This window comes from Methylosinus sp. sav-2, from assembly GCF_004366495.1.
Taxonomy (GTDB): Bacteria; Pseudomonadota; Alphaproteobacteria; order Rhizobiales; family Beijerinckiaceae; genus Methylosinus.
Map to the genome: position 1 here is coordinate 22,333 of NZ_SOEJ01000012.1, position 25,287 is coordinate 47,619.

Consider the following 25,287-nt stretch of genomic DNA (forward strand, 5'->3'; position numbering starts at 1 on the left):
CGGCCACCGCGGTAGAGCTGGATCGACGAAGTTCATGCTCGGTTTTGCCGATCCTGAACGATGTCGAGAATGTTGCGGCTATAGTTTTGCAGTGCGCCGGAAACCTTGTGGTCGATGAGGATGCTTATTTCCCCATCGCTCAGGCGCTTCGCGGAGACATCGGTATCCCGCCCGCGCATATTCGTGATCTTGATGGAGGTGCCGCGATCGGACGCGCGGGCCGCGGCCGCCCCGCTGCTCGCCATATCGCTGGCCATCTCGACGCCGCGCTCGCCGGCAATCCCCCATTTTCCTTCAGGGATCATGCCGCCGTCGGCGAACATCCCCGCGAACTTGTGCATCGGCGTGATGCGCGCGGGGCCGGAAATGATCTCAGGCCCGCGCTCGCCGACGATCCCCCACTTGCCAGAGGGAAGGCTTCCTCCTTCCGCGAACATGCCGCCGAACAGGCTGCCGATGCCGGAGAGGAGGCCGCCACCGCTGCCGCCGGCGCCGCCGGAAAACAGCCCTCCGATCGAATTCACGAGCCCAGAGAGGAGATCGCCGATCTTCGAGAACAGTTGATCGAACACGCTCGTCAGTTTCGAGAACAGGCCGCTGAGGCGCGCGCTGAGGCCATCGAAGAGGCCGCCGCCCTGCGGGGCGCTGGCGTCCGCCGTCGCGCCATTCTCTGACGTCCCCGATTTCGAGAGGAGAGAGCCGATCCCACCGCCGGCGGCGCCAGAGACCGTGACGCTGGCGGCGGTGACGTTCATTGCGCCGACCGATTGACCTGCGCCGCCAAGTCCCAGGATAGAGCCAACGGCGCCGACGACGCCATTCTGCGCCGGGGTCGTCGCGAGAGGCGCGCTGGTTTGCGCCGGCTGCGCCGCCCAGTTTCCTCCGAGGCCGAAGAGCCCGGAAAGCCCGCTGAACGCCTGCCCGAACAAGCCGCCCGGCGCGCCGTTCTTGCCGGCAAGCCCGAACGCCTGTCCGAACATCCCCTCGCCGGTGAGCAGCCCGCGCAGCGCCGAGCTTTCGAGGCTCTTCAGGAGGCTGGAGAGCGTGTCCTTGAGGTTCTTGCCCTGGACGACGACCTGATCGAGCGAGCTGGCGAGCATATCGCCGAACTCGCGCGCGACGGCGTTCACTTCCTGCTGTTTCTGCTTCAGCTCGTCGAGGCGGTCCTTGTAGCGCTGCGTCGCGCCGGCGGCAGCTTCGATCTGCGCGCGCTGCGCATCGGATAGCGTCAGGCCCTCGCGGTCGGCTGTTTCTTTCGCGCGCGCGAGCGCCACGGCCTGCGCGCGCTCGACATTGCCCTTGCCCCAATTCTCGACCTCGGCGCGCGCGAGCGCCTCGGATTGTCGGAGGCTGTCCAAATAGCGCTCGATGGCGCTTTGCCGCTCGCTCGCCGCTGCGCGGTGGCTGCCGCCGCCGCCTTTCGCCTCTTCGTCGAGGGCGGACCGAAGCTCGCTCTCCTTGCCGATATATTCGGCCGAGTTCGGCGAGACGCCTTGTGTCTCCAGCTCGAATTTCTGGCGCGCGAGCTGCTTTTTGCGTTCCGAACCCTGCGCCTCTTTCGCGATCTCTGCGTCGATGCGCGCGATCTGGACTTTCAGCCGCTCCTCGGCGAGCTTCGCCTCTTCGTCGCGCAGTCCCTGATTGATCTCGCGGATTTTGGCGACGCCGTCCTCGGTCGAGGCGACATTCGCGCGCTCGAGGTCAGCACGCTGGGCTTCGAGGGCGGCGATCGTCTCGCGGTGGCGCGCGACCTCGTCCTTATCGGCGTCATGCGTCGTGTCGATGTTCTTCTTCGCGCGATCGTAGCTTGCGCCGCCTTCGATGGCCTCGCTGGCCTTCTGTGCGGCCATGCCGTAGGCCGCGGCGTTGGCGCGCGCCTTGACGAGCTGGTCATTGAGCTGGGCGATATCGGCAGCGCCTGTCGCGAATTCCTTCGTTCCTGCTTCACCAGCCTGCTTCAGGCGGTTGAGGTTCGCGGTCGCATTGCCGAGGCGCGATTCCAGGTCTTTGACCTGCCCGGTCGCGTCCGCGAATTGCGCCGACGCCGCGCGAGCGGCCGTGTGCAGGGGATAGAGCTTGTCGTTCGCGTTCTGAAGCGCGTTGGAGAGGGCTTCTCCGCTCAACCCCTTCGCCATCTCGGCGCGGATGGAGCGAATAGCCGAGACGGCGCCGAGGAGCTTCTGCGCGGCAGAGCTGCCGGCGAGCGCCAGCTGTTGTAGCGCGCCTTCGAAATCGCCGCTTGCGCGCGCTGCGGCAAGCGCCTCGTCGGCGAGCGTTCGGGTCGTGCTGCTCAACGAATTGTGCGCGGCGTCGAGCAGGACTGCCTCTGACTTTTGCCGCACGAAATCATCCGTGACGAGCTGGAAATAGGTCGAGGCCTGCCGCTGCGCGTTGCCGCTGTCGAGCGCGCCCTGCGCCGCCTGGCGCTGGGCTGTCGTGAGGCTGAGGTTCGTCGAGATGAGCGTTTGCAGCGCTTGGTCTGGCTGCTTCAGCGCGCCGACGAGCCCCTGCACCATATCGACGCCCTCGGCGCCGAAGGCGTAGCGCTCGGAGCGCGCGAGATCGGCGAATCCGGCCGCTATGTCCGTCGTGACGGCGGGAAGCTTCGCGAGCTCGGAACCGAATTTGCGAGCCTCATCGGCGGAGAGCGCGGCGCCCTCGCCGACCACATCCCAGACGCTGGACATGCGCGTGAGCTGCTCGGCCAAATGCCCGACGGCCTCGGTAGCGCCGCCGAACGCATTGACCTGGCCGCCGAGCGATAGATCGTCGGCGAGCTGTTGCGCGGCAATATGGACTTCGCGGGCGCGCAGCTCGAGCATCGCGAATGCCGCAGCGGCCGCGCCGACGGCAGCGACCGCGATCGTCGGGAGCACGCCGATTGCCGCGGTGAGCCCCTGGAGCGGATTGATGACTCGATCGATCTCGTCGCCGGAAAATCCGGTGTTGTTCCATGCGAAATCGCGAACGCGGTCGAGCCCGGCGTTGAACTTCTCGACGCTGCCGCTGGCGCGCTGAAAGCCGGCCGATGCGCTATCCGCGCCCGTCGCGATTTCCTTGAGCGGGTTCCCGCGCGCGACGCCGGCGATGTCTTTTTGGAGCTTCGCGACGGATTCGCTCGCGCGGGCGAAGCGCTGGCCGGCCTGCTCGAACGCCGCCCCGGCTTGCTGCCCGGCGGCGGCAGCCTGCTTGCCAGCCTCGGCCGCGCCGGCGCCCATGCTGCGGAGCTGCGTCTGCGCCTCGGCGAAGCCGGCCTTGAGGCCGGACGTGTCCGCCTGGAAGCGATAGACGATCGCGCCGACTTCGGCTTCAGCCATTGCTCTTCAGCCTCCCCTGATCGTCGAGCTGCGCGAACAGCGCGTCGACCTCCGCGCGCGTCGGCGCGGCGACGCGTCCGGCTTTCCGAACGCCGCGGCTTTCGAGATAGCCGTCGCAGGCTGCGAAGAATTCCGGCAGCGTCATGCGCCAGAAGTCATCCGGGCGCATGTGAAGATGGCCGAGGCCAATTCTCATCCAGGCTCGCCATCGTTCGGCGCCGGCAAAGGGGCCTCACCGCCAGTCTCCTTCGGGGGCTCTTTCGTGGCATTCAGCCCAGAGGCCTCGAAGAGCGATTGAACCAGGTCGAGAACGTCGGTCGGGGCGAGCGCCAAGAGCGCGGCGCGGCGCGCCGGCGTCGGCTCGAATCCGTTGCCCTTGAGAAGCGCCTCCAGCCATTTGATCGCGAGCCGCGCGCTCACGCCGCGGCCGGAGAATAGCGGAGCCTGCTCGAAGCTCTCGACCTCGAACGCATCCTCGATCTCTGCGAGAGCGCCGAGGCCGAGGGTGACGTCGAGCCTCTCTTCGCCGAGCTGCAGCGAGACGGCGCCACGGACCTTATTCGCCATGGTTCACCTTTCAGAGCGAGGCGGCGGGCAGCGCGATCGCCGCGAGCGTGAGATTGGTGATTGTGCCGCCGTTCGAGATCGTCACGGTTCCGGTGGCGTCGATGTAGGCCGGCGGGATGGGGCCGATCATCTTGTCACCGGTAGTTGCCGGGATGGTAACCTGGATCGTGGGGACGTTTACTTGGCCGACGCCCGGAATCTTGGCGCTCGTCGGCGAAACCGGATTGATCGTGACGGTCGCCGTGGACGCGTTGGTGTTCTTGGCGTGCAGGAATAGACGCTCGTTTCCGTTCGCGCCGGGGATCGTGTCGCTCGCGGTCGCGGCCTGATAGCTCGGCGTGATACCGGCGGCGACGATGTTCTGGATCGTGAGGACGGACATGGTTCGCGGTCCTTTCTTTGGTCAGGATCAGGAATAAGTGAAGGTCGGCTGGCCGCTCGACATGAGTTTGACCGTGAAGTCGGTCGCGTCGTCGAAGGGGCCGGACGATTCGTAGCTGTCGACGAGAAATGTCGCGTCGATTTGAATGCCCGGCGAGGCGAGACGCATCGTCTGAAGGGTCGAGGTCGCTGCGGCCTGAAACAGCAATTTGGCGGTCGCGTCCTGCTGATATCGCCCAGACGCATCGATCTCGAGGGATTGTACACCCGCGCCGCCGAGCAGTTCCTGCCAGCGGCCTTGAGAGTCGGCGGTCGTCACGTCGACGTTGGTGTTGTTCACTTTGAAGCTTCGCGTCTTCAGTCCGGCGACGGGCACATAGCTGCCGCCGGACAGGATCGAGAGCGCCCAAAGGCGTCCTGCCTGAGCCGTCATTTCGTGATGCTCCTACATTGAAGCCGCGCGTGACCCGGCCGGCGCGGGAATTCTCAAGTGTGGTCGACGAGCGCGCGAATGGTCACAACGCCGTGGAGCGTTACGCCATCAGGATCGCGATAGGGGCCGATCTCATTGGTCACGCGGATCAACGTGCATTTGAACGGCGAGGCGAGCGAGAGGCTTGCAGTGTGGAGCGTCTGCCGACAGAGCCCCATGATCGTGCGCGCTGTGCCGGCTTCTGGGGTCTGCGAATCCGGCTGGTGATAGATGTTGAGATCGAGAACGACCTCCTGTCCGTCCTCCGTCGCCGTCGACCAGTCATTGGAACGATGCGCGATTTGGACGTAGGGCGTCGGGCAGCTCGACGGCGCCCAGGTCATAACCCTGTTGCCGACGAGCATGCCAGCGAGCGTGCTATTCGCGAGCAGGGCCGATCGGACCGCTGCGATGAGTGAACGTCCCGCGTCGAGCGGCTGTGACGCTGCCATCGGCGTGAACTATGCGCCAATGGCCCGAGCGACGGAATCGCTCGAAGGTGAACTCGGAAGAGACCTGCCTGGTCTCGCCCCATGTGCCGACGACGACAGACTCGCGGGTCGCCTCGACGAGATAGCAGTCGAGGACTTCCACGCCGAAGATCGGCTCGCGATCATTTGAGGGCGGCCTTGACATACGCGTCGATGACCTCCGGTCCCTGGCGCCGCGCCTTGTCGCCGGCTGGTCCGAGATAGGGGCGGGCGGCCATGTCGTAGGTGCCGAATTCGAGAGCCATGGCGTAGGGCGCATCCGCCTTGAGATCAACCGTATTCGCGTCTGTTTCTTCCGCCTTGATGCTGGCGACGAGAAAGCTGAGATCATTCGCGGGCGCCTCTCCATCCGCCGAGGCTCGGTGCATCGTGTCGCCGCGCTTATAGAGCTTGCCGGTCTTTGGACCCTTGAGGATGCTGCGCTGCGCGTCGGCCTGCGCGTTGAGCGCGAGAGCCATGAGCCCGTCGCTCGTGCCCTTCTGGATGGCCGCCATGATGTCGTTTTCGACGCCTTTGGCGATATCGTCGAGAATATCGACCTCGATCATGCGTTGATCTCCGCCAGATAGACCGTCAGGAATTGGCGCTGCTCGGTTTCGTCCGTCACGCCCTGCACATCGAATCGTCGCCCGCTCCACATGACGCGGCTGTTGGTCGCGATGTCGGTGCGATAGCGGATCGTCATCTCGTAACGGCGAATCGCATCGTCGCGGCCGGCGCGCTCCACCTGGGCGGCGCTCAGCGGCCGCATCCGCGCCCAGCAGGTCGCGACCTGTGTCCATGTCGTCGTGATATCGCCGACGCCATCGACGGTTTGCGTCTGGGCGTGGATCGTGACGCGCTCGCGCATCGCGCCGACATTCGACGCTTTCACTATAGCCTTACCGCCCGATACGAGCCGAGGATCGCATCGACATGGGCCGGGAGCTTGCCGACCTTGCCTTCTGCGACGGGCTCGCGGTTGTCGTACCAGTGCTTGACGAGCATCTTGATCGCCAGGAGCAAATCGTCTGGCGCGTTGGAGTAGGGGGCGGCGTCGAACCCGGCCGTGAAACTGATCTCGATCGCGCTCCTCGGCGCCATGACGATCACAGGCCAGATTTTGCCGAGCACGCGGAGGATGCGCCCGCGCATGTCGGAGACCTCGGTGTAATAGATCGAGGGGTCGACCGCGACGAAGGAGCCGTAGGCGTCGCGCAGCATGATTTGCGTGACCGCCTGGAACGGCCGCTTCGAGATTTCGATGACGCCCGATGGCGAGACCATAGAGAGCGGCGCCTCGCGGACACCATCCCACCACGGAGACGAGAGACCGCCGCCGCTCGTCGAATCCGGCCAGCGATCGAAGACCGAGACCCAGCTCTGCGTGAGAAGGGCGAGCCCGGTCTCCTTTTCGACGCGCCGGCGCGCGGCGGCGATCAGCGCCGTGATCAGCGTATCGTCGTCGCCGAGGTCGACGCGGGCGTAGGCCTTCGCTTCAGCCAGCGTCACAGGCTCGCTCGCCGCATCGGTGACGAGGCGAAGGCGCGCCGTTTGCGAGATCATTACGACTGCGGCGCGGCGGGGTTGATGGTCGAGACCGCAGCGGGAGCCGCAGTCGGGTCGCTGGTCGCGGGAATGGCCGCCGGAATCTGCGCAGCGCCTTCGAGCGCGGTCGTGGAGGCGTCGAGATATTCGGCCGTCCTTTCGAGCAACACATTGTAGTCGGCCTGCGCCTTGGCGAGATCGGCCGTCAACTGTGCCTTATCTGCTTCCAGGGCGACGAAGCTCGTGGCGCGGGTGATGGCGCGCTGGAGGGCGTCGCTATGCCGCTGCGCGGCGGCGTCGTATCGGTCCTGAGCTTGGGTCATGATCGTGTCCTTTCGTCTATTCCGAGATCAAGCCTTCGGCGGCTTCGGGGCGCCGCCGGATTGCGCCGCCTTCACGGCGTCGAGCGCGGCTTTCTCCGCAGCCTCCTGGAGGGCTTGCGCCGCCGCGGCTTCCTTGGCGCGGCGCTCGGCCTCGGCGAGAGCGTCTTCCTCGGCCTCGGCGTCGGTCTTCTTGTTCCCCGTCACCTCGATGGCGGCGAGCGTTTGAGAGTGGGTCAAATCGTCGGCGAGCGCGTCGGGGACGTTGCGCTTCACCTCGTTTTGACGCCACATTTCCGTGTCGTAGCCGTTGGGACTGACGAGCTTGTCGATCAGCATTTTGATCGTCTTGGGCATGAGAGCCTCGAAGCTTGGAAAGCGAGGCGCGCCAGACAGCCGGCGCGCGATGATGAGCCGCCGTCAGATGACCGGCATGATGTTCGGGTAGCCCAGCACAGCCCAGAGCCCGACGAGCGTGCCGGCGCCGTGGGTTCCGCCGAAGGTGATGGTCGCCTCGAGGTAACGTTTCGAGCCGACGTAATCGACGCGGAACGGATCGGTGTCGGCGGCCGCTTTGGCGGCGTTGATGAGGCGCACGAAGCCGTTCGTGTCCGGCACCTGGGCGAACGCCGTGCCAGCGGGGTTCTCGGCGCCGAAGAGGATCGTGTTGGCGCCGACGACGTTGAAGGTCGAATTATCGTCGGATTCGCGCAGCTTCAGCGCCAGATAGTTCGTGCCGCTGAAGGTGATGCCGCCGGCGCCGACATGGAAGGCGAGCTGAATCGCCTCCCAAATGCGCGAGTTCGTATTGCCGCGATCGATGACGACGGCGCTTGCCGACGAGGTGAGCGTTGCCTCCGCGACCAAGCGCTTCGGCTTGATGATGGAGGAGAGGTTGCGCATCATGGCGATGAGCCTTTCGAAAGAGCGTTGCGAGGGGCCGCCGGCTCGGCCGGCGACTGTTCCGGCGATCTCAGGAAACGGCGAACTTCAGCAGCTTGCCGGCCTCGAAATTGTTGATGCCGCCGCCGACACGCTTTGTCATGTAGAACATCACGAAGGGCTTGTTCGTGAAGGGATCACGCAGCGTGCGGATGCCGACGCGATCGACGATCCGATAGAACTGCTTGAAATCCGCGAAGGCGACCGAATAGGACGAGGCCGCGATATCCGGCATGTCCTCGAACTCGACGAGCGGATAGCCATAGAAGCTCGCAGGTTGCCCATTCTGAAGGCCCGGCACCCATAGATAATCGGCGTAGAGCGTCTTCAGCTTGCGCATCGCAGCGACGGAGCGGCGGTTCGCGGCGAAGCGGGCGTTCGGGCGATAGATATATTTGAGCGCCGCCACGAGATCCGCGAACACGTCGGCACCCTGAACGATCGGCGGGCCGGCGGCGGGCGAGGTGAAACCACCCGAGGTGCCGGTCGCGACATAGCCGACATTGCCCCATGACCAGGAGCCGTCGGCGACGATCGGATAGGCCAGGAAGCCGGTCGGCTTCTTGCTGCCGTCGCCCTTGATGAACGCCGCTCCCTCACCTTGCGCGAAAGCGAGAGAGGCCTCTGAGGCGATCCAATTTTCGGCGTCGATATAGGTGTCGTCGAGGAAGGACTGCGAAGCGCCCGGCATCGCGAACATTTCATGGACCGGGATTTCCGACTCGGCGAGCTGTGAATTCGCGGTCGCGGTGCGGGGATCGGTCTCGCCGCTCCAGCCGAATGTCGTGCCGCGCTTATTGACCGGAAAGCGCACGCGGTCGGTGCTGATCTGCGTGACGTTCGCGACGGACCGCACTGGGGAGACCAGGACCGCGATCTCCGTCATGGTCTGTTCGATCGTCGGCAGGACGGTGAAGCCGCCATCCGCGTCCGAGCCGACGGAAAGCGCCTTGGCCTCATAGGCGGCCCTGTTCGCCTCCATCAGGTCGCGCGGCTTGTCGTCGCTGCCGTAGCGGCCACGAAGGTAATCGTCGAACTTCTTGGTGTAGGCTTCGAGCTCGGGCGGCGCCGGCTTCTTCGTGTCCTTCTGGCCCTCGAAGATCGCCTTGCGCTTGATGTCGAGCAGCTCGTCCGTGAGCTTCTTCTCGACCTTGTCGATCGCGTCATTGATGCGGTCGACATGCTCCTTCAGAACGACGTCGTCGATTTTCTTCTTGCGAAGCTCATCGAGCGATTCGTCGTTCTTCTGCCGAAATACCGCCACCGTGTTCATCAGCTCATCGGCGAGCTTCTTGAACTCGGGATTCGTCGGCGCCTCTTCCTTGCGCTCCAGCGGGTTGTAGGGCCCGCGGAGTCGGACGTGTGCCGTCATGTCATCGATCCTGTGAGATCAGCGGAAGGCGGATTGCAGCTTCCGCATGGCGTCGACCACATCGGTCGACAAGGCCGCCGCCTCCGCCTCACGCGGATCGATCGCGACATTCTCGCCTGCATCGCGCAGGCGCTCTCGGAAAAATGCGACAGCCTTCACGGCGTCGCCGCGCGAGAGGCCGGCGTCACGCAGGCCCCTTTCCCATTCGCGCGGGTTGAACTCTTTCACGGTCGTCACCATTGCCTGATCGTTCATCGGGAAGGTGACCATCGAGATTTCGAATAGGCCGACTTCCTTGAGCTGGCGCACGCCGCTCTGCGTGAAATCGGCCTCCATCGTCTTGTAGCCGATCGACATGGAGTCGATGACGTCGGCTTTCATGAGCGCGTGGCATTCCACGGCCTGCTTGATGGCCTGGATGAGCAGTGCGCCTTTGACGAAGAGGCCCTTGCTGTCTTCCGATGCGTCTGTCCAAACGCCGATCGGCTGGGTCCGGTCATGCTGCCAGAGCATCTTGATGCGCGCGGCCGGGCGTTCGAGCAGGCTCCTGGTGAACGCGCCCGGCATGACGCAATCATAGCCGCTGTCGACGTTGCCGAAGGTGGAGGCGTAGCCTTCGAAGGTGCCGTCGTCCTTCACAGCCTTGGCGTCGAACTCGATCGGCAAATGCTTGAGGCCGAGCGCGTGCTTACGTTCGTTCATCACGCTTTCCTTTCGACGATCACCTTGACGCCACGCGAGACGATGCGCTCGACGATCGCCCCATAGTCGAGGTGAATTCCGATCCGCGCCATGAACGCGAGAGCGAGAACCGCGGGGCGCACCCAGGCCGATACCTCGCATATGAGTTTGACTTCGGTAGTCATTTCGGAATCCTCGGAACCCAGAGCGCCACACATCGGCAGTTGATGATGTTCCCGGCGCTCCCACGCGGATCGCCGGGGAAGCGCAAACGCTCACCGCCGACGGTGAAATCGGCGTTCTTGTCGACTGTCTGCCCGTCTGCCTCGGCGTGTGCCGGTCTCGTGCGGGCGTCCTCGGTCGCACCCCACTCTTTGTCGAGCGCGAGCCCAGTCGCCTGGGCCGCAGCCTCAGAGCCAACCTGCGTCGCGGTGTGCGTTTCCGTCCTGGCGATGACGATTGCGCGCTTCTGCCCGATTTCGCCGCCGGTCTCGTCGCGCATTCGGCGCGCCAGCACGCGTGGCGGCTCGTTCGCTTCCTTGCCCCGTTTCAGGGATCCGCGGATCAGGCGCTTCAGCGATTGCGACACCCGCTGCACCATTTCGGCCGCATGATGCGACAGCCAGTCGAGGACGGTGCGCTCGGCCACATCGAAGAGCGAGAGCAGCTTCTGTTCGAACACCGGTGCGGTGGCTTCGAACAATTCGCCGAGCGCCTTGCCTCCCGTCAGCTCCTCGAGGACGAGTTCCGCGCTCGCCATGGCCGCGACATGCAACCGCGCGCGAAGCGCTTTGGCGATGGCAGGTTCGAAGCCAGCCACAACCGCGACGGCGAGATGATCTTGTCCGGCCGCGACATGCGCGGCGGCGACGCGCCCGGCGCGGGCGAAAATCTTGCGAAGATCGTGCGCAAGAGCGCGTTCATGAGACGCCGCCAGACGGACATGGCGCGCGATACGGCGCTCACGCCGCAGGTTCCTCGTCGCCATCGTCGCCGGTGGTGTCCTCTGTCGCACTATCCTCGGGTGCAGCGCCGCCCTGCGGTGTCTCGCCAGCCGCCTCGAGCGGGATCAGCGCCGACGAGACGAGGATTACATCGCCGCCGGCGACGGGTGCGCGGCCTTGGAGTTCGCGCTTCTCGTTGATCGTCAGCGACGTCGATTTCTCGATCCGGTCCCACTCGGCCGCGCGCTCGTCGGCGAACACCTCGAGATCATCGGTGTCCGGCTCGATCCGGATGTCCTTTCCGAACGCAGGGGCGATCCACCAGGACATCGCCCGGCACCACTGCCAGAGCAGCGGCAAAATCGTCTCGCGATACCAAGCCTTGTTCGCCTCGGCGTAGTTGGCAAAGGTGTTGTCGCCAGGGATTCCGAGGATCAGCGGCGGCACGCCGAACGCCAGCGCGATCAGGCGCGCCGAGCTGTTCAAGCCTTCCGCGAAATTCATATCCTTGGGCGAGAAGCCCATCTCCTTCCAGTCGAGACCGCCGTCGAGCAGGAGCGGCCTACCGGCGTTCTTCGCGCCCGAGAATGATTCTTCGAGCTCCGCTTTCAGACGCCCCCACTGCTCGTCCGAGAGCTTGTCGCTGCCCTCCTTCGGATCATAGACGAGCGCGCCCGAGGGCTGCGCGCCGTTGCGCAGGAGCGCCACATTCCAACGCAGCGCGCCGGTGTGCGCGTCGATCGAGAATGCCGCCGGATCGATCGACGGGAGTCCGCGCCAATCGTCGGTCGGGTTGTAGTCGCGGACATGCAGGACCGGGACGTTTCCTTTGGAGAGGTCGACCTCGACCGTGCGTTCCTTGTCGCCGACCTTGAAGGTGTAGGCGGCCGCGAACCCATCGGCGCCGGGCCTCACGGCCGTCTTCGCGGGCGACCAGCGATAGAGTTCCTTCGGCTGCTTGCCGAAATCGACCCGCTCGGCGAAGAACTCCCCCGCGAGCATGAGGTCCGAGAGCGTCGCCTGGACGAAGGCCGGGCCGTCCTGCGCGGGGTTCGGGCGGCGGAGCAGGGTGCGCAGCTCCGGGATGTCGACCTCCTCGTCGCCGCGCATGATCGCGAGCGGCACCGCGGCGGCGGCGCGCGTCGTCTTCCAGATGCAGGCGTTGACGACGGGGTTTTGCTGATAGCCCTCTGTGGCGGACTTCTCGAACGATCGGCGCGGCCACTGCGGCAGGTTGAGCACGCGGGCAGATATCAGCGCGCCGACGGCGGAGGCCTTCTGTTCGACGTAGGGCGTGGCGCGCGCGACGAACGGAGGCGGTTCGATCTTTTCCGTCAGCGGAGCGTCCGCCCGGCGGCGCGTGAACGGCCACATCAGAGGCGGCGAATCCGCGGTTCCGACCGATGCCCGGTCATGAGGTCGGTCAGCGCCCACACGAGAGCGTCGAGCCGATCGGGGCTATAGCCGGCTTTGTCCGCGTCGAAGTCGGGCGTCATGGCGCACATTTGGTCCTCGAGCTTCGGGAATGAGCCGACGTGGTGCACGCGGCCCTGCGCGTAGAGCATCGAGATCGGCTCGGCGCGGACATATTTGCCGCGCGTCGCGTGGACGGCGCGGAATGGAATTGTCGGGTCGACCTGACGCATGATCTCCTCGACCATCTCGCCACCCTGGTTGACTTCGGCCACGATGCAGTCCGCGTTGAACATCTGATAGGCCAGCACCGCGCGCCGAGCCCATTCCGCCGGCCGGTCGCCGTGCGACGAGTGGTCGGCCAGCACATAGCCATGTCCGTCGGCGCAACGGCCCGCGACGACGATTCCGCATTCGTCCGCCTTCTCTCCCGATGTCGTCGGCGGATCGATCGCGACGACGACGCGCGCGAGGTCCGGATAGGAGCGGACCCGCGTGTCGTCGATGAGCTTGCGCATCCACAGTGCTCCAGGGATGTCCTCGAGGATTTCGGCGTTCAGTTCCTGTCGGCCGAGACGCGTTCCCTCGTAACGGCTGATGATCTGCCGAAAGAAGCCTTCCGCGAGATTGGCGCGGTTGTCATAGGTCGAGCCCCGCGTGACGACGGTCGCGGGGTTGGCGAGCAGGTCTTTCAAGACCTGGATCGGCTTTGGCGTCGTGGTGACGACGCATTGCGGATTGCGGCCAAGGCGCAGGCCGAACTGCAGCATGTCCCAGGTGTCTTGCGCATACTGCCAGGCGCACAGCTCGTCGGCCCAGCCGGCGCCGAATTGCGGGCCGCGCAGCGCCTCGGGGTCCTCGCCCGAATAGAGCGTCGCGATGGCGCCGTTCTTCCAGGTCAGGCGGCGTTTCGACGGCTCGTAATGCGGCCTGTCCCACGACGGCGAGCAGGCGAGAATCCCCGACTCGCCCTCGACCATGACGTCGCGCGCGTCGCCGGCGGTGGGCGCGACAAGCGCGAGTCGCCCGCATGTCTCCTTCTTTGCTCGGACCCACTCGGCGCCGGTTTTCGTCTTGCCGAAGCCCCGCCCGGCGAGCACGAGCCAATAGGACCAATCGCCGGGAGGGGCGAGCTGCTCGGGCCGCGCCCAGGCGCGCCAGTCGAAGAGGAGCGCCCGCGCCTCACTCGGGCTGAGGCTCGCCAGAACCTTCGCGCGCTGCGCTTGCGGCAGCGAGACGAGCGAGGCGATCAGCGAGCTTGGATCGTGCGTCGTCGACTTCGATCGGGCCGCCGTTCTCCCCCGTGAACTCATGCACGTCGCGTTCTTTCCAGCCCATGCGCGCCTTGGCCCAGAAGATGCCGGCGGAGACGACGGGCGTCTGCTCGGCGCGGATCAGCTTGCCGTTGGCGTCGTATTGCGCGGCCGCGCCGACAGCCTGGCGGAACAGGGACTCGGCCACCTTCGCGTTTGCCCGAACCATGCCGGTGTCGAGCTCTACGCGGAAATGCTTGTGCAGCGTCTTGAGGTCGATCGGCTTTCCGGTGCGCGGATTGAGGAGCAGCTTGCACATGTCCTCTTGCGGAATGCCGTAGGCGGCGAATGCCTCGACCTGCCGGCGCTGGTCCTCTGACGGCTCGAACGGCTTTCTTCCGGCCATGGCCCTTGACGTTCTCGGGATTTATTCTAGGATTACGAAGAAATCGGAAACGGAGGTGATTCCTTGGCGAAATCCACCGATTTGACCCTGGTCGAGCAGCAGATGTTGCTCGCCATCATGCGACTGCACCCAAACGCCTATGGCGTGTCGATCCGCGACGAGATCAAGGCGCGGACGGGGAAGGAATATTCGTTCGGGTCCGTCTATGCGGTGCTCGAGCGGCTCGAGGATGGTGGGTTGATCACGTCCCGAGAAGGTGAGGCGACTGCCGCGCGTGGCGGGCGGAAGAAGCTGTATTTCACGATTACAGGAGTTGGGCAGACGGCGCTGCAGAGATCGCTAACAGCTGTCGACGCGATGCGGGCTGGTCTCTTGATCGAGGGAGCATTGTCGTGATCACACTGAGGACACATGTTGACGCGGTGAGGAATTTTATGTGTGCGCTCTCTTCGGAGTCATGGCGGTATCATCAGCGTGTAATTGTCGCAAACCGTATACGAGGGTTGACTACGCGACCGACTCTATATCGGGCGTCGTCGTCAGGAGCGGACTTAGAGCCGCCACGCGTTCCCGAGTTCCTGGTTGGGGTATTGACGTTGCCACGGTACCGTCAATCAATACTCGACGATCTTGATGAATCGTTTCGCCGTGATCTTGCGACTGGAAAGAGTCTTGCTCGCGCTCGATCGAGATATTGGGCGTCTGCAATCAGCTCATGTCGCGCGTTAATATGGGCGACGCTGCGGCGAGCTGAATTTATCGGGTTTCTCGTGGATACCGCTCGTCGCCTCCTTCACTGACCTGGAGCGTGCGGGTCCGCGCTGCCCGGCCGCTGCGCCGAATGGTGTTCGGCCATCGCCTGCTTCGCACGCATGTTCGGGAGGAAATCAGCGTCGCTGAGGACTAGGAGCCGTGCCCGGGCTCCCCTCGGGTCTCCGCCCGAATCTGGTTTCGTTTCGGATAGGTCGTCGCGAGCGGCGCGACCGCCGCCCGCATTTTTTCATCGAGCGGCATGAGATACTTGTGCCGCACGAGCCCACGCACGGCCTTGGCTTCAGGGTCGACGTTCTCCCGTAACCACGCGAGATCGTGCCGGCCGTATTTCGCGCCGATGCTGCGACCGTGGCGATGTTCGCCGCGCACCTCCATCGTGTAGGTGTCCTTCGGCCCTTCGTAAATCCAGCCGCCGGCCTGATAGACGCCGCCGTGATGTCCCTGCTCGCCGGCCGCATATGAGATCACGAGCCGCATGCCTGGGCAGCGCTTGCGCAACATGCGCAGCGCAATCGCAACGATCCTGCTCACTGGCGCCTCGTGCTCGCGAAGCGCGATTCGTGTCAGCTCGCAGACCTCCAACTGCGTTAGCCCGTAGGGTGAGCCGATCCTCGGCGTCGCGCCGCGGCTGAAGATCACGACGCCTTTGAAGGCGTCGCGCTCCCACACGCCGATGACGATCAGCCGGCCGGCAGGGACCGCGCGCGAATAGTGCCAATGCCGACAGGCATAGGTCGCCGCGTCATAGCCGGCCCAGTCGAGACGCAGCGTCATGACGGCTGGAAGCGGTGCCCGCAGTTCGGACAGGCGACCGCCTTCTTCTCGTCGAGCGGCTTCACCGCGTCGAAGCTGACCGTCTCGAACTGCGGCGGCTCGCCGGGCAGCTCGACAGGATCGAAGCCGGCGAGCTTGAGGTCGAATCCGACGGCGCCGAGTTCGCGGAGCTCGAAGTCGAGCGCGTCCGGGTTCCACCGGCTCTCTTCGCCCGTCCGATTGTCGGCGAGGCGATAGGCGCGCGCCTGCTCGGGCGTCAGGTCCGCCGCGACATGGACCGGCACATGCGTGAGGCCCAGCCTCTTTGCCGCGAGCAGGCGCGCATGGCCGACGACGAGCACGCCCTCCTTGTCGACGACGAGCGGCTGACGCCAGCCGTAGGTTTCGATCGACGCCGCAACCTTCTTGATCGCGGCCTCGGGGATGATGCGCGGATTGCCCTCATAGGGGCGTACGCGCTCGATCGGCCAAGCCTCCACGGCCAGGTCGGTAACGGAATTTTGCATGACGATGAGCCAAGTTGCCCCGCCGTCGCGCGCGGTGGCGGGGTGACCGGATGTCCGGCCGGCTTTCGGTCATGCGAGGTCAAGACTCGCGGCTTGGGGCGTTGGCGCGCCCCGGCTCCCGCCCCTTTTCAGGGCTGGAGAATTGGGAATTTCGGGGGCTTTAGAGGTTAGAAACGACAACGCCCGGCCGCTGTCTCCAGCTCCGGGCGCGCGTCTTCTCAATAATCATAGATAGCCGTTTTGCCCCCCTGTGTCAAAAAGCTTTATCGAGGTGCCGATACCTGGAACTTTCCATGGCACTGAGTTTCATATGGACTGAAGCTAATGAAGACCGGGACGGTCTCTCCATCATCCCCAATGATAGGCGCTTTTCCGCCGTCTCGAATAGGCGTCTGAATACTACCAGATTTGACAACAGCTGGACAATTTAGCCCAATAGCCTCTACTATCGCACCGGCAGGAGCTTCGAAACGCCAATCTGGATCATTTTTATAAAGATATTTTCCACCTATTACCGTAATAATACCACGTAAATCACCAGTAATTGGCTTTCTAAATTCTTTCAGAGCCCTTATTTTTTCGATTGCGCCAATAGATTTATCGTGAACGACAATTATGCAAAACAAATAGTATAAATATCTATCTTTTTGTTCGGCAATCGCAAGGTCGGATGTTTGATAAATATTCTTCCTGGCCGTTTTAACAGTTCCACCAAGTTCTACTTTTCCGACTAATTTTGATAGTAGATCGGCCTGGCCCTCTAGGTTTTTAATCGTTGTTTCTGTCTTTTCTGCCAATCCAGACAGCTCTGGCGGGGCGCCACAATCTATTTCCGCTGCGATAGCGGCTTCCATGCCACCCAAAATTATTATCGTGCTAAAGATTGACCACATACGCATCTGCCCCTCCCCTTCCGAGCGACCAAAAGAGCGTGGTTGATCATCGAGGGCTAAAATCAAAGTGTCAAACCGCCGCATTGCCCCTCGAGGTGTTTAGCAAGTGCGATTAGCGCTTCTCGAAACTCGCACGCGATTTTGCTTGGTCCTCGCTTGACACCAAGGGCCTCAGCCGCCGCGATCTGTGCAAAACTCTGCCCGTCGCCTAGAATTGCGCGCAGGATCAGCGCGCCATGTTGGCCGCATGCCGATCGCACATGAGCCTCGAATTCGACGGCGGCCTCGGCCCGATCCATCGCCTTTGCCACCATGGCCTCGTGATCGCCGGCGCCCCCCGACCGTTCGAGCGACGCCGAACCTGCGCCGATCTGCGCCGCCTCGAGGATGCGCTCGAAGGTCCGCCCAGCCTGATAGGCAGCGGTCGAGATGCGGTGGTAGGCGTATTCCCGCTCAAGCGTATCGCGCGCAACGTTCACCGCGACACGCTGGCGCCGCAGCTTCTCGCCACCAAGCGGGTTCGGATCATCGACGGCAGCAACGACGATCTCGACCTTCTCCTTCATCCGCTTCGGCGCACGCGGCAGCGCCGGCCCCGGATGCACAGCCTCCTCGACGCGATCGTATCGCCCGTAATTTTTTCGTTGCGCCACCATCACGCCGCCTCCCGAACCATCTCTGTCCATTCCGCGCTCGAAATCGAGACCGCAGACCGATCGCCGCCTCGTCGCCACACGACGACGTCACGCCAGAACTTCGGACCAGGCAGCACGCGGCCGTCGGGGCCGGGGATTGCTCGCCGCATCTCGAGCCGGACGCGTTCGATGGACCAGCGCCGAACCGGGATTTCACGTTGCGGGGCGCTCATGCCGCATCCCCAATTTTCGTCAGCTCGATTCCTCGCTCCGCAGCGAATTTCCGAATGGTCCTGTTCTCATCGGGGGGAGGACCCCAGACATTCCGCATCCACGACGCCGGGGCGCGCCGCCAGCGTTCGATCGCAGCGGCGAGATTCGCCTCGGGCATTTCGACGCCGCCGAAGCCGAGCGAGATCAGGCGCTCTGCCGGTCCTGCTGGAGACGCGCTGGAGCCGATCGATTCGACGACGATCCGCGCCCAGATTTTCCAGGTCCGAATCGGTTTCTCGCGGGGTCTCCGGGCTTCCGAGGCAAGGCACAGCGAGACGCGCTCTTGCCCGAATTTCCGAACGATTTCGACCATCGGACCGATGACGAGGTCCTGCGGTTGCGCTGAGCCGAGCGCAGCGCGACAGGCGTCCTCGACGCGATCGAGTTCGGATTTTGCTGGCGCAGCGCCGGGGTCGGGCGGCCGTTCAGATTCAGGACGATCAGATTCCGCGGGTGCGCGGGGGACAGGGCGCTGTGCTGGGAGATTATCTATTTCTCCCTGTCCCTTGTACTGTCCCTGTCCCTTGGAGCTTGTAACAATCTCTGTCACATCGTCAGCGTGGGTCTGTGACAGTCGCTCGTTGCGCGCTTTCCTCTCTGTTACAGAGTTTGTCACTGGCTCGTTCGGTGGCTGTGACGATCGCGCCGCGCGTGGCACTTGTTCAGTCACATCGATTGTCACTGGCGAGGATGGCCTCTGCGACAATCTCGCAGCGCGCGCTGCCTCTGTTCTGTCACGTTGGCGCTTTTTCGCCTGCCACGACTCGACCGCCTTCTCTGCGACAACGGGGTGATAGAGCCGCCCATCGCTGCATTTGATCCATTTCCAGAGCGCGCCGTCGCGGTGCTTCTTCCATTCGCCGACCGCGCGCCCGAAGCCGGCGAGATTGGACAAGATCGCGTCGTCGTCCGGCAGGCTCCCCGCGGGCACCTGATGCCAGGAGGCGCACCAGAGCAGCACCGCGCAGCGGAACTCTTCGGCTGTCGCCTTGGCCGAGATATCGCTGTCGCGCAGGCGCACAACGTCGAGCGGCATGAAGGCGAAGTCGCGGAGATCGACGTCCGGCGGCACGAGAGGGGCAGGGGGGACGTTCACCATTTCCGCTCTCCATTGTCGACGAAATTCCGTCCGACATCGCAATAGAGAGTGTCGGTCCCGGTCGGACCCAGGCGGTTCTTGTCCCAGACGATCTCGAGATCGTTGGCGCGAGCCAGGGCCTGCGCGATGAATTCGGAGTCGCCGCGTGCCATTCGAGGATCCTTGGCGTCGTAATAGGCTGGTCGGTAGAGGAGCCCGACAGCGTCGGCGTGCTCCTCGATGTTTCCCGAGTCGCGAAGGTCGGACATGATCGGACGCTTATTGTCGCGACTCTCGACCGCTCGGCTCAGCTGGGCGAACAGCACGACGTTGACATCGAGCCGCTTCGCCATGTTCTTTGCGCCGAGCGCCACATCGCCGAGTTCGGCGACCTTGTTGCCGCGATAACGGTCCTCGACCTGGATCAGGCCGAGATAGTCGATCAGCACGAGATCGAGACGACGGCCTTCGCGCTCGAACTGCATTGCCGTTCGCTTTGTGCGCGCCTCAACCTGCGCGATTTTCAAGCCTGGCGTCGCGTCGATCGCGAGCGGCATGGCGGCGAATCGCTGGCGCAACTCTCGTAGGCGGGGAACGTCGCCGGGCTCGATCTTGCCGCTCAGAATGTCTCGGTAGTCGAGTGGGACGGTCGAGCTGCCGAGCGCATTGGCGAGCATGCGGGCGGTGATCTCGTCGCGATCGATCTCGAGCGAGAAAAGCATCGCGCCAAAGCCCTTGCGCGCGGTCCGGCGCGCCATGGCGACGTTCAGGATCGTCTTTCCCATGCCGGGGCGACCGGCGATCACGATCAGCCGTCCGCGGCGCAGGCCTCCGCCGAGCCGTCGATCGATGTCGAGGAAGCCCGACGTCGGCACGGGCAAAGCGTCGCCGCGCTGGATCGCCTCTATATTGTCGAGGATGGCGTCGACGCCGCCGACAAGGTCGCCGTTGCGCGCGATCGGCGGAGCGGCGTCGTTTCGCAGGGTCACGAGCCGTGCGTCCATTTCGTCGAGCGTCGCCTGCAGTCGTCCGACGCCCGGCAAGCGCGCTGCGTCCGCCGCGGCGCCGGCGAGCGCGATCAGCTCGCGCCGCGCCCATGCGTCGACGGTCATCTCGGCGTAGCTTGGCGCGTCCGCGATCGTGGTCGCTTCTCGGGCGAGGGTCGCGAGATAGGCGCGGATCGGCGGCGCCCCCTCGGGCAGTTGGAGGTCGGCCAGCTGCGCCCCGACGGTGATGAGCGAGACCTTCCGCCCGGCGCCCGCCAGCTCGAGCATGCTCGAGTAGACGCGCGCGTGAAGGTCCTCGCCGAAGTGACGGGCTTCGAGGAAGCCGACATTGGCGAGCGCGTGCTCGTTCAGGAGTAGGGCGCCGAGGAGGGCTTGCTCGGCTTCGATGCAGATCGGGAGTGCGGCGTCTTGAGAGGGCGCGTGGGCGTTCATAGGCCGCCCCCCGCTTCGCAGATATCGAGTTCAATCTGCCGATCAGGCGGCGTCCATAACGGCCGGCATTGCGACGGATCCCAGCGGTCCATCATCCGGCGCGCCGAATTATGGGGGCAGTTATGATTTCGCGCGACGTCAGTGCTGTCGACCGAGGCGAACGGCCAGCGTCGCCCGCTGCATTGCATCCCGCGCAGCATGTGGATCACAGGCGTACGACGGTGCCGCGCGCTCATAGCCTCCCAGGCGCTGTCCATGCGTCGTGTCCATCGATCCGATAGAACGACGGCATAGACGCCCGATGATCCGATGCAGACGCGAGGCCATGTGTCTGTCAATTTCACGAGCCGATCGATGGGTTCGTCCATGTGCCAGACGGGCGCGCCTTTCTCTCCAAAGGGCCATTCGCGTAGCAACGCGTCCTGTTCCTCGGCTCCGGTTCCAATGACGTCCGGAATCACAGCCCAGGTTGTCGGATAGTCGAGCCAACTGTCAGCCCATGCGTAATACTCAGGCCACTTCGTCGCGCGTCCAGATCGCCACAAGGAATAAGCACCGTTGTCCAACATGACGCTTTGACCGATGCGATGGACACGCTCAACGTCGCGCGGATTGGCAAACGACACGCAAAAGTGTCGTCCACCCAATTCGGCATAAACGCGAGACGGCGTGATCGGTGTGCCGTGGTAGTGAATAGTCATGCGGTCTTCCTCCGCATCGTCAGCATGACGGTGTTGACCATCGTGCCGGACTCCTTGAAGGACCCCGCCGGCAAGTCGACGAACCGACCGCCGTTCGTCTCGACCAACTCCCGGAAGGCGACGGCCCGCCTAGTCGTCGAAAGCTCGACGCCAGCCGACATGATCGCGACGAGGACTCCGCCGGGCTTCACGAAGCTCCAGGCGTGGATGACGTGGTCGATGTCGCGCTGGCCGTCGAAGGGCGGGTTCATGAGCACGGCGTCGAAAAGGCCGAGCGTCGCTGGCGTCTCGTCGAAGAAGTCTCGGCAATAGACCCGGCACTTCCTGCCTGCCGCCAGTTCGCGCGCTCTCTGAGCATTGAGTTCGATCGCCGTCACGTCTGCCCCGAGCGCCGCCGCGGCATAGGCGATGCGCCCCAGCCCGGCCTCTGGTTCGAGCACGCGCAGCTCCGAGCAATCACGACCGGCCCACATTCCGGCTTCCTCGAGCACGCGCTCGACCAGCGGAGTTGGCGTCTCGAAAAACCCGCCGTCGTTCTTCGCTGGAGTCCGGTTCGGTTCGTGTGTCTCACGCTGGCGTGCGTCGCCGAGCGCGGCGCCGTAATATTCGGAGAGCAGACGATTCACCTCTTCGACGAGGTCGTCTCTCAGGAAATAAAGGTGCGCGTTCCCATTCTTGAAGATGCGAATTCTGAAATATTCGTCTTCGAAGACTGCCGGCTTCGGAACGTTGCGCGTCGCATCGCTTGCGCGACGAATGAACGAGTCGGCCCATTCTGGATTGCGCTTCCCGCCCAATACGCAGAACGTCCTCTCGACATCCCGGAGCGTCTCGCTATGGCGCCCGGAGGTCAGAGACGACCATTCCGGAGACGCACCTGTGAGCACGATCCGCGATCCCACCTTGAAGCCGTCATGCGATCGGAACCGCCGATCGAGCGCCGAGAAGACGTTCGCGATTCCGCGCTTGAAGATATCGTCGGCCTGTCCGAGGAAGGACTGAATTGTCGCGAAGCAGTTCTCGGGCGTCGCCTCCGGGGGATCGGCGTCGAGTTGCTTACGGAACTCGTCGTGCGCCTGGCGATCCATGAGCTTTTCCAGCTCGGTCAGCTTCGCAAGATGCGTCCAGACAGACCGGTCGACGGCTTTCCGCATGAGGACAGCCCACTCGTCGCGGCCGGCGCGGATATCGAACAGCGCATGGCCGCGATAGCCGGTCTCTGGGATCTGAAAAAGCCCGGTCGGCGAGGCGCGATCGACTGCCCGGCCAGCTTCGACCAGAACGTCATAAGCCTGCGCGTAGAGCTCGAGCGCGCGCGCCCGGTGGCCGCAAAGCTCTTCGATCGACTCCTTGCGAACGAGAGATGTTGCGCTCATGTTGCGCTCTCCCGCCCTTTGCTGGCTGCGGCCGACTTCCGCAGCCATCCCGTCTGCGCAAAGGAGACACACGGGGCCGTCAAATCCCAGACGAGCCAGACCCAATCATCCGTCCCGCCGCCGGCCTTGTTCCCTTCTGCGAGCCATTCACCTGGAGGACAAGAAACGCGCGGCGTCACATGCCAGATCCGATGCGGCGTGTGCTCGGTATAGAGGCCGCTTGCCCGAGCATCCCCGGCGAGAAAGCCAATACTAGCGAAGACGGCGACCTTGCCGCGCGCGAGCGCCAACGCCTTGCGGATGAACGCCTCTGTTCCTTTTCCCCGGAAAAATGGCGGATTTACCACGATGTTCGGGGCGAGCGGCGCGCTGGCGTCCGTCAAAAAGTCCCGCGTACCGGTACGCGACCACCAGACCTTGTTCTCGACGCGCCGGGCGATGTCGGAACCGACGACGATATAGCCGCGCCGAGCGGCCTCGTCGCAAATGTTGCCGCCGCCGCATGCAGGATCCCAGATCGCCCCGACGAAGCGCTCGACCTCGAACAGCGCGGCGCTCGCCCGGGTCTCTTCTACGTACCAGTCGAGCGCGTCGCGTTTCCAGACGTGGCTCTTGCGCGTGCGGGCGGACGCTTCGGTCATGGCCGCGCCGCCTTCCGAGGCTCTTCGGCCTCTCGTAAACGGGTCAACGTGTTGAGAATGGCCTCCTGGACGACGAGCCGCTGGGCGCGGCGCTCAATCGCCTCGGGCGAGCGTTTAAAGTTCCTGCTCTGCGCACGCTCGAGCCAGTCTTCACCGCCGATGATGATGAGCTGGATTTCCTCGATTTGCTGGGTGAGAGTCGCACTCATGCCGCCCTCGCGCGCTTCGCTTGGCGGGTGCCAGAATTGCGCGCATCTTCGATCCGCGCCTTCAGGCAGACGCTTGGCCGCGTGCCCCAAGGGAAATTAGCCATTGGCGGCCTCCCCGAAGAAAACAAGATCGCGCGGCGGCACGCGCGCGTAGGTGGCTGCTGCGTAGTCGAAGAGGGCGCAGGCATCCGCCCTGTTATCGTCGCCGCAATCGCGCGGGACGTAGCCGAGCGCCTTGGCCCGATTGAGCACGGCCGCCTTGGTCTCCTTGCGCTCGCCCATGTTCGCGCGCCCGAGAAAATGCTTTCGAACAGTCGATGGATAGGGCGCCTCGATCCGAATTCCGCGCGCCATGCCCTCGGCGACGGCAACGCCGAAGCACATGATCTGCAGGATCACCGCGTCGGCGGATTTTTGTGCGGCCGGATTGAGGAAGTGCTCGATCGCGAGGATGTCGAAGCGCTCGAGCGTGAAGCGGTCGCGCAGAAATGCGCGCATGTTGAATGCGGCGATCTCGGGAGGCTCGCCAGGGCGCTTCAGGCGAACGCTGCCGGATTGCGGGATCGCACCGGCGTCGCCAAAGGCGAATCCGCAAACCGTCGCGATGTCGAGCGCTGCGATCCGCACTTGAAGACCTCACTGATATCGGTAGCTGCCGGGAATTTCCTCGGCGGCTGGCTCGGGAGCCGGCTCCGACTTCTGCCGCCGCCGAGACGGCTTCGTGGCGGTCGAATCGTCGAACGCCTTGTCCGCCTCGGACAGCGGCTTGATCCCTTCCATGATCGCTTTGCCGTTCGCTTCCAGCTGCGCCGTCTCGGCGTCGCGCTCGTCCTGCTCGGCCTTGCGCGCGAGCTCCTCGATGTCGCCGACGTGCTGCTCGCCGAAGAGGCCGTTCTTTTCGAACTCTTCGTGATAGAGGATCAGGCTGCGCCAAAATTCACGCGCTTTGAGGTCGTCCTTTTCGAACATCCGCGCGAGGGCGCAGTTGAATTTGAACGCCTTGGCGTGCAGATTTCCGTTCTCGACCGCTTTGGCGATGCGTTCGCCGATTTCACCGTTGATCGACGCCACCTTGGTTTTCGATTGGTTGAATGCCTTCGCGAGAGCGATCATCTGTTTCGTGTTCGCGACCTTCGTCGCCGCCTCTTCGGTCATTTTTTCAGCCCTTCGTTAGAGAAACGAGCTTCGCCCGCAGCGCCATGAGCGCGCGCAACTCGCTGTCCACCTGCTTCAAAAGTTCTCGCGCTTCGTCCGGGGTGACCTTGCCGTCGCCCAGGGCCACGAAAAGCTGTGTCGTGACGCGACCGTGTTCGTGGGCTTTGTCGGCGGCGATGCGCGAGAGGTCGCCGTCGTCGATCGTGATCGGCATAAAGGCGCCGCCGGCGAGGGCCGCCAGGTCTTCGGCCGCGGCGGTCGAGCCGCAGAACTCCGAGAGCTTGCGCACGAAGTCGTAGGACATCTGGTCGGGGCAAGCCGGGTCGCACAACTCGTAGACACGCGACACCGCGCGCTCGAGCAGGAAGGCCGCGCGCTTCACGCCGCCAGCCTCGTCGACCAGGCGCGTCACGATGTCCTTCGTCGTTCCGTAGTCGCGCTGTTTTGTCATGCCCCGTATTTCCCGCGCTGCATTCTGGGTTGCCCTCCGTCCGTGCGCGTGACCTGAATCGGACGGAACGCGGGCGCTACACGCTTGCGAAAAGAGCCCCGGCGCCGGAGCGCCGGGGAAGTTTGGGAGGAAACGCCCAAGGAGGGCTACGGAACGAGAGGTCATCTCGCTGCGTCTGCCGCACTAAGCGCTGCGGCGCGCGCCATCCGGGAGCACCCGGAACTCAGGTCCGCTCGATGAGCGGCTCGTATTCTGTCGCGGCGGCGTCGCGGATCGCCTCGCCGAGGAAGGAAATG

The 25,287-nt window shown here is 64.3% G+C and carries 34 protein-coding genes; 2 read left to right on the forward strand and 32 right to left on the reverse strand.

Features of this window, described 5'->3' with window-relative positions; translation table 11 throughout:
• Nucleotides 1–32: 32 nt before the first annotated feature.
• Genes EDE12_RS17030 through EDE12_RS17055 form a run of 6 tightly spaced genes read right to left on the reverse strand, consistent with a single transcriptional unit; the run spans nucleotide 33 to nucleotide 5,189 of the window.
• On the reverse strand, nucleotides 33–3,317 hold the full coding sequence (locus EDE12_RS17030; RefSeq protein WP_026599304.1) for a hypothetical protein: 3,285 nt from the start codon (nucleotides 3,315–3,317) through the stop codon (nucleotides 33–35).
• Nucleotides 3,310–3,513 (reverse strand): phage tail assembly chaperone, encoded by a 204-nt coding sequence (locus tag EDE12_RS17035; protein WP_036291132.1) that lies wholly within the window; start codon nucleotides 3,511–3,513, stop codon nucleotides 3,310–3,312. Before EDE12_RS17035 ends, EDE12_RS17030 begins: the two co-directional genes overlap by 8 nt.
• Nucleotides 3,510–3,884, reverse strand: a complete 375-nt coding sequence (locus EDE12_RS17040) for a GTA-gp10 family protein (RefSeq protein WP_051592556.1) — start codon at nucleotides 3,882–3,884, stop codon at nucleotides 3,510–3,512. Before EDE12_RS17040 ends, EDE12_RS17035 begins: the two co-directional genes overlap by 4 nt.
• 10 nt (nucleotides 3,885–3,894) lie before the next feature.
• On the reverse strand, nucleotides 3,895–4,266 hold the full coding sequence (locus tag EDE12_RS17045) for a hypothetical protein (RefSeq protein WP_026599303.1): 372 nt from the start codon (nucleotides 4,264–4,266) through the stop codon (nucleotides 3,895–3,897).
• Nucleotides 4,267–4,293: 27 nt separating this feature from the next.
• Nucleotides 4,294–4,698, reverse strand: a complete 405-nt coding sequence (locus tag EDE12_RS17050; protein ID WP_051592555.1) for a phage tail tube protein — start codon at nucleotides 4,696–4,698, stop codon at nucleotides 4,294–4,296.
• Between the two features lie 53 nt (nucleotides 4,699–4,751).
• On the reverse strand, nucleotides 4,752–5,189 hold the full coding sequence (locus EDE12_RS17055) for a DUF3168 domain-containing protein (RefSeq protein WP_084768577.1): 438 nt from the start codon (nucleotides 5,187–5,189) through the stop codon (nucleotides 4,752–4,754).
• Between EDE12_RS17055 and EDE12_RS21915 the strand changes: the two genes are divergently transcribed.
• On the forward strand, nucleotides 5,149–5,358 hold the full coding sequence (locus EDE12_RS21915) for a hypothetical protein (RefSeq protein ID WP_166671880.1): 210 nt from the start codon (nucleotides 5,149–5,151) through the stop codon (nucleotides 5,356–5,358). The two genes, EDE12_RS17055 and EDE12_RS21915, sit on opposite strands and share 41 nt — an antisense overlap.
• On the opposite strand, the gene EDE12_RS17060 is transcribed toward EDE12_RS21915, so the two are convergent.
• From EDE12_RS17060 to EDE12_RS17115, 13 genes are all read right to left on the reverse strand, one after another.
• Nucleotides 5,351–5,776, reverse strand: coding sequence for a hypothetical protein (locus EDE12_RS17060; protein WP_036291129.1), 426 nt, complete (start codon nucleotides 5,774–5,776; stop codon nucleotides 5,351–5,353). The two genes, EDE12_RS21915 and EDE12_RS17060, sit on opposite strands and share 8 nt — an antisense overlap.
• Nucleotides 5,773–6,102 (reverse strand): phage head closure protein, encoded by a 330-nt coding sequence (locus EDE12_RS17065; RefSeq protein WP_026599300.1) that lies wholly within the window; start codon nucleotides 6,100–6,102, stop codon nucleotides 5,773–5,775. Before EDE12_RS17065 ends, EDE12_RS17060 begins: the two co-directional genes overlap by 4 nt.
• On the reverse strand, nucleotides 6,102–6,773 hold the full coding sequence (locus EDE12_RS17070) for a head-tail connector protein (RefSeq protein WP_026599299.1): 672 nt from the start codon (nucleotides 6,771–6,773) through the stop codon (nucleotides 6,102–6,104). Before EDE12_RS17070 ends, EDE12_RS17065 begins: the two co-directional genes overlap by 1 nt.
• Nucleotides 6,773–7,078, reverse strand: coding sequence for a hypothetical protein (locus EDE12_RS17075; RefSeq protein WP_026599298.1), 306 nt, complete (start codon nucleotides 7,076–7,078; stop codon nucleotides 6,773–6,775). The genes EDE12_RS17070 and EDE12_RS17075 overlap by 1 nt, the downstream gene beginning before the upstream one ends.
• A gap of 27 nt (nucleotides 7,079–7,105) precedes the next feature.
• Nucleotides 7,106–7,432: a hypothetical protein gene (locus EDE12_RS17080; RefSeq protein WP_026599297.1), complete on the reverse strand. Its 327-nt coding sequence runs from the start codon at nucleotides 7,430–7,432 to the stop codon at nucleotides 7,106–7,108.
• Between the two features lie 63 nt (nucleotides 7,433–7,495).
• A complete protein-coding gene (locus tag EDE12_RS17085; RefSeq protein ID WP_026599296.1) occupies nucleotides 7,496–7,981 on the reverse strand; it encodes a hypothetical protein in 486 nt (161 codons plus the stop codon).
• 67 nt (nucleotides 7,982–8,048) lie between these two features.
• Nucleotides 8,049–9,389 carry a phage major capsid protein gene (locus EDE12_RS17090; RefSeq protein WP_051592554.1) on the reverse strand — a complete coding sequence of 447 codons (1,341 nt, stop codon included), beginning with the start codon at nucleotides 9,387–9,389 and terminating at the stop codon, nucleotides 8,049–8,051.
• 18 nt (nucleotides 9,390–9,407) lie between these two features.
• Entirely contained in the window at nucleotides 9,408–10,091 is a 684-nt protein-coding gene (locus EDE12_RS17095) for an HK97 family phage prohead protease (RefSeq protein WP_051592553.1), read from the reverse strand.
• On the reverse strand, nucleotides 10,091–10,255 hold the full coding sequence (locus tag EDE12_RS21920) for a hypothetical protein (RefSeq protein ID WP_166671881.1): 165 nt from the start codon (nucleotides 10,253–10,255) through the stop codon (nucleotides 10,091–10,093). The genes EDE12_RS17095 and EDE12_RS21920 overlap by 1 nt, the downstream gene beginning before the upstream one ends.
• The gene (locus tag EDE12_RS17100; RefSeq protein ID WP_026599294.1) at nucleotides 10,252–11,058 is read right to left on the reverse strand and encodes a phage minor head protein; all 807 of its coding nucleotides are present in this window, start codon (nucleotides 11,056–11,058) and stop codon (nucleotides 10,252–10,254) included. Before EDE12_RS17100 ends, EDE12_RS21920 begins: the two co-directional genes overlap by 4 nt.
• Nucleotides 11,033–12,388 carry a phage portal protein gene (locus EDE12_RS17105; RefSeq protein ID WP_051592552.1) on the reverse strand — a complete coding sequence of 452 codons (1,356 nt, stop codon included), beginning with the start codon at nucleotides 12,386–12,388 and terminating at the stop codon, nucleotides 11,033–11,035. Before EDE12_RS17105 ends, EDE12_RS17100 begins: the two co-directional genes overlap by 26 nt.
• Complete coding sequence (locus EDE12_RS17110) at nucleotides 12,388–13,527, reverse strand: terminase family protein (RefSeq protein WP_134188189.1); 1,140 nt, start codon at nucleotides 13,525–13,527, stop codon at nucleotides 12,388–12,390. Before EDE12_RS17110 ends, EDE12_RS17105 begins: the two co-directional genes overlap by 1 nt.
• A gap of 82 nt (nucleotides 13,528–13,609) precedes the next feature.
• Nucleotides 13,610–14,086 carry a hypothetical protein gene (locus tag EDE12_RS17115; RefSeq protein WP_051592551.1) on the reverse strand — a complete coding sequence of 159 codons (477 nt, stop codon included), beginning with the start codon at nucleotides 14,084–14,086 and terminating at the stop codon, nucleotides 13,610–13,612.
• Between the two features lie 63 nt (nucleotides 14,087–14,149).
• Here EDE12_RS17115 and EDE12_RS17120 point away from each other — a divergent pair, with 63 nt between their 5' ends.
• Nucleotides 14,150–14,482, forward strand: coding sequence for a helix-turn-helix transcriptional regulator (locus EDE12_RS17120; protein ID WP_026599293.1), 333 nt, complete (start codon nucleotides 14,150–14,152; stop codon nucleotides 14,480–14,482).
• 507 nt (nucleotides 14,483–14,989) lie between these two features.
• Here the strand turns inward: EDE12_RS17120 and EDE12_RS17125 are convergent.
• The 13 genes from EDE12_RS17125 to EDE12_RS17185 all read right to left on the reverse strand — a co-directional run bounded on the left by EDE12_RS17125 (nucleotide 14,990) and on the right by EDE12_RS17185 (nucleotide 24,991).
• Complete coding sequence (locus tag EDE12_RS17125) at nucleotides 14,990–15,634, reverse strand: hypothetical protein (RefSeq protein WP_051592550.1); 645 nt, start codon at nucleotides 15,632–15,634, stop codon at nucleotides 14,990–14,992.
• Complete coding sequence (locus EDE12_RS17130; RefSeq protein WP_026599292.1) at nucleotides 15,631–16,140, reverse strand: ParB N-terminal domain-containing protein; 510 nt, start codon at nucleotides 16,138–16,140, stop codon at nucleotides 15,631–15,633. The genes EDE12_RS17125 and EDE12_RS17130 overlap by 4 nt, the downstream gene beginning before the upstream one ends.
• 263 nt (nucleotides 16,141–16,403) lie before the next feature.
• Nucleotides 16,404–17,117 carry a hypothetical protein gene (locus EDE12_RS17135; protein ID WP_134188190.1) on the reverse strand — a complete coding sequence of 238 codons (714 nt, stop codon included), beginning with the start codon at nucleotides 17,115–17,117 and terminating at the stop codon, nucleotides 16,404–16,406.
• Nucleotides 17,096–17,719 carry a hypothetical protein gene (locus EDE12_RS17140; protein ID WP_026599291.1) on the reverse strand — a complete coding sequence of 208 codons (624 nt, stop codon included), beginning with the start codon at nucleotides 17,717–17,719 and terminating at the stop codon, nucleotides 17,096–17,098. The genes EDE12_RS17135 and EDE12_RS17140 overlap by 22 nt, the downstream gene beginning before the upstream one ends.
• A gap of 178 nt (nucleotides 17,720–17,897) precedes the next feature.
• Nucleotides 17,898–19,040 (reverse strand): DUF1376 domain-containing protein, encoded by a 1,143-nt coding sequence (locus tag EDE12_RS17145; protein ID WP_051592549.1) that lies wholly within the window; start codon nucleotides 19,038–19,040, stop codon nucleotides 17,898–17,900.
• The gene (locus tag EDE12_RS17150) at nucleotides 19,034–20,458 is read right to left on the reverse strand and encodes a DnaB-like helicase C-terminal domain-containing protein (RefSeq protein ID WP_026599290.1); all 1,425 of its coding nucleotides are present in this window, start codon (nucleotides 20,456–20,458) and stop codon (nucleotides 19,034–19,036) included. Before EDE12_RS17150 ends, EDE12_RS17145 begins: the two co-directional genes overlap by 7 nt.
• Nucleotides 20,455–21,159, reverse strand: a complete 705-nt coding sequence (locus tag EDE12_RS17155; protein WP_134188191.1) for a hypothetical protein — start codon at nucleotides 21,157–21,159, stop codon at nucleotides 20,455–20,457. The genes EDE12_RS17150 and EDE12_RS17155 overlap by 4 nt, the downstream gene beginning before the upstream one ends.
• On the reverse strand, nucleotides 21,156–22,535 hold the full coding sequence (locus EDE12_RS17160; RefSeq protein WP_051592548.1) for a DUF4942 domain-containing protein: 1,380 nt from the start codon (nucleotides 22,533–22,535) through the stop codon (nucleotides 21,156–21,158). The genes EDE12_RS17155 and EDE12_RS17160 overlap by 4 nt, the downstream gene beginning before the upstream one ends.
• Nucleotides 22,532–23,176: an SAM-dependent methyltransferase gene (locus EDE12_RS17165; protein ID WP_026599289.1), complete on the reverse strand. Its 645-nt coding sequence runs from the start codon at nucleotides 23,174–23,176 to the stop codon at nucleotides 22,532–22,534. Before EDE12_RS17165 ends, EDE12_RS17160 begins: the two co-directional genes overlap by 4 nt.
• On the reverse strand, nucleotides 23,173–23,385 hold the full coding sequence (locus EDE12_RS17170; RefSeq protein ID WP_026599288.1) for a hypothetical protein: 213 nt from the start codon (nucleotides 23,383–23,385) through the stop codon (nucleotides 23,173–23,175). Before EDE12_RS17170 ends, EDE12_RS17165 begins: the two co-directional genes overlap by 4 nt.
• A 96-nt stretch (nucleotides 23,386–23,481) precedes the next feature.
• Nucleotides 23,482–24,012 (reverse strand): hypothetical protein, encoded by a 531-nt coding sequence (locus EDE12_RS17175; protein WP_026599287.1) that lies wholly within the window; start codon nucleotides 24,010–24,012, stop codon nucleotides 23,482–23,484.
• A gap of 9 nt (nucleotides 24,013–24,021) precedes the next feature.
• Entirely contained in the window at nucleotides 24,022–24,540 is a 519-nt protein-coding gene (locus EDE12_RS17180) for a hypothetical protein (RefSeq protein ID WP_026599286.1), read from the reverse strand.
• A gap of 4 nt (nucleotides 24,541–24,544) precedes the next feature.
• Complete coding sequence (locus tag EDE12_RS17185) at nucleotides 24,545–24,991, reverse strand: phage regulatory CII family protein (RefSeq protein ID WP_026599285.1); 447 nt, start codon at nucleotides 24,989–24,991, stop codon at nucleotides 24,545–24,547.
• Nucleotides 24,992–25,287 lie beyond the last annotated feature (296 nt).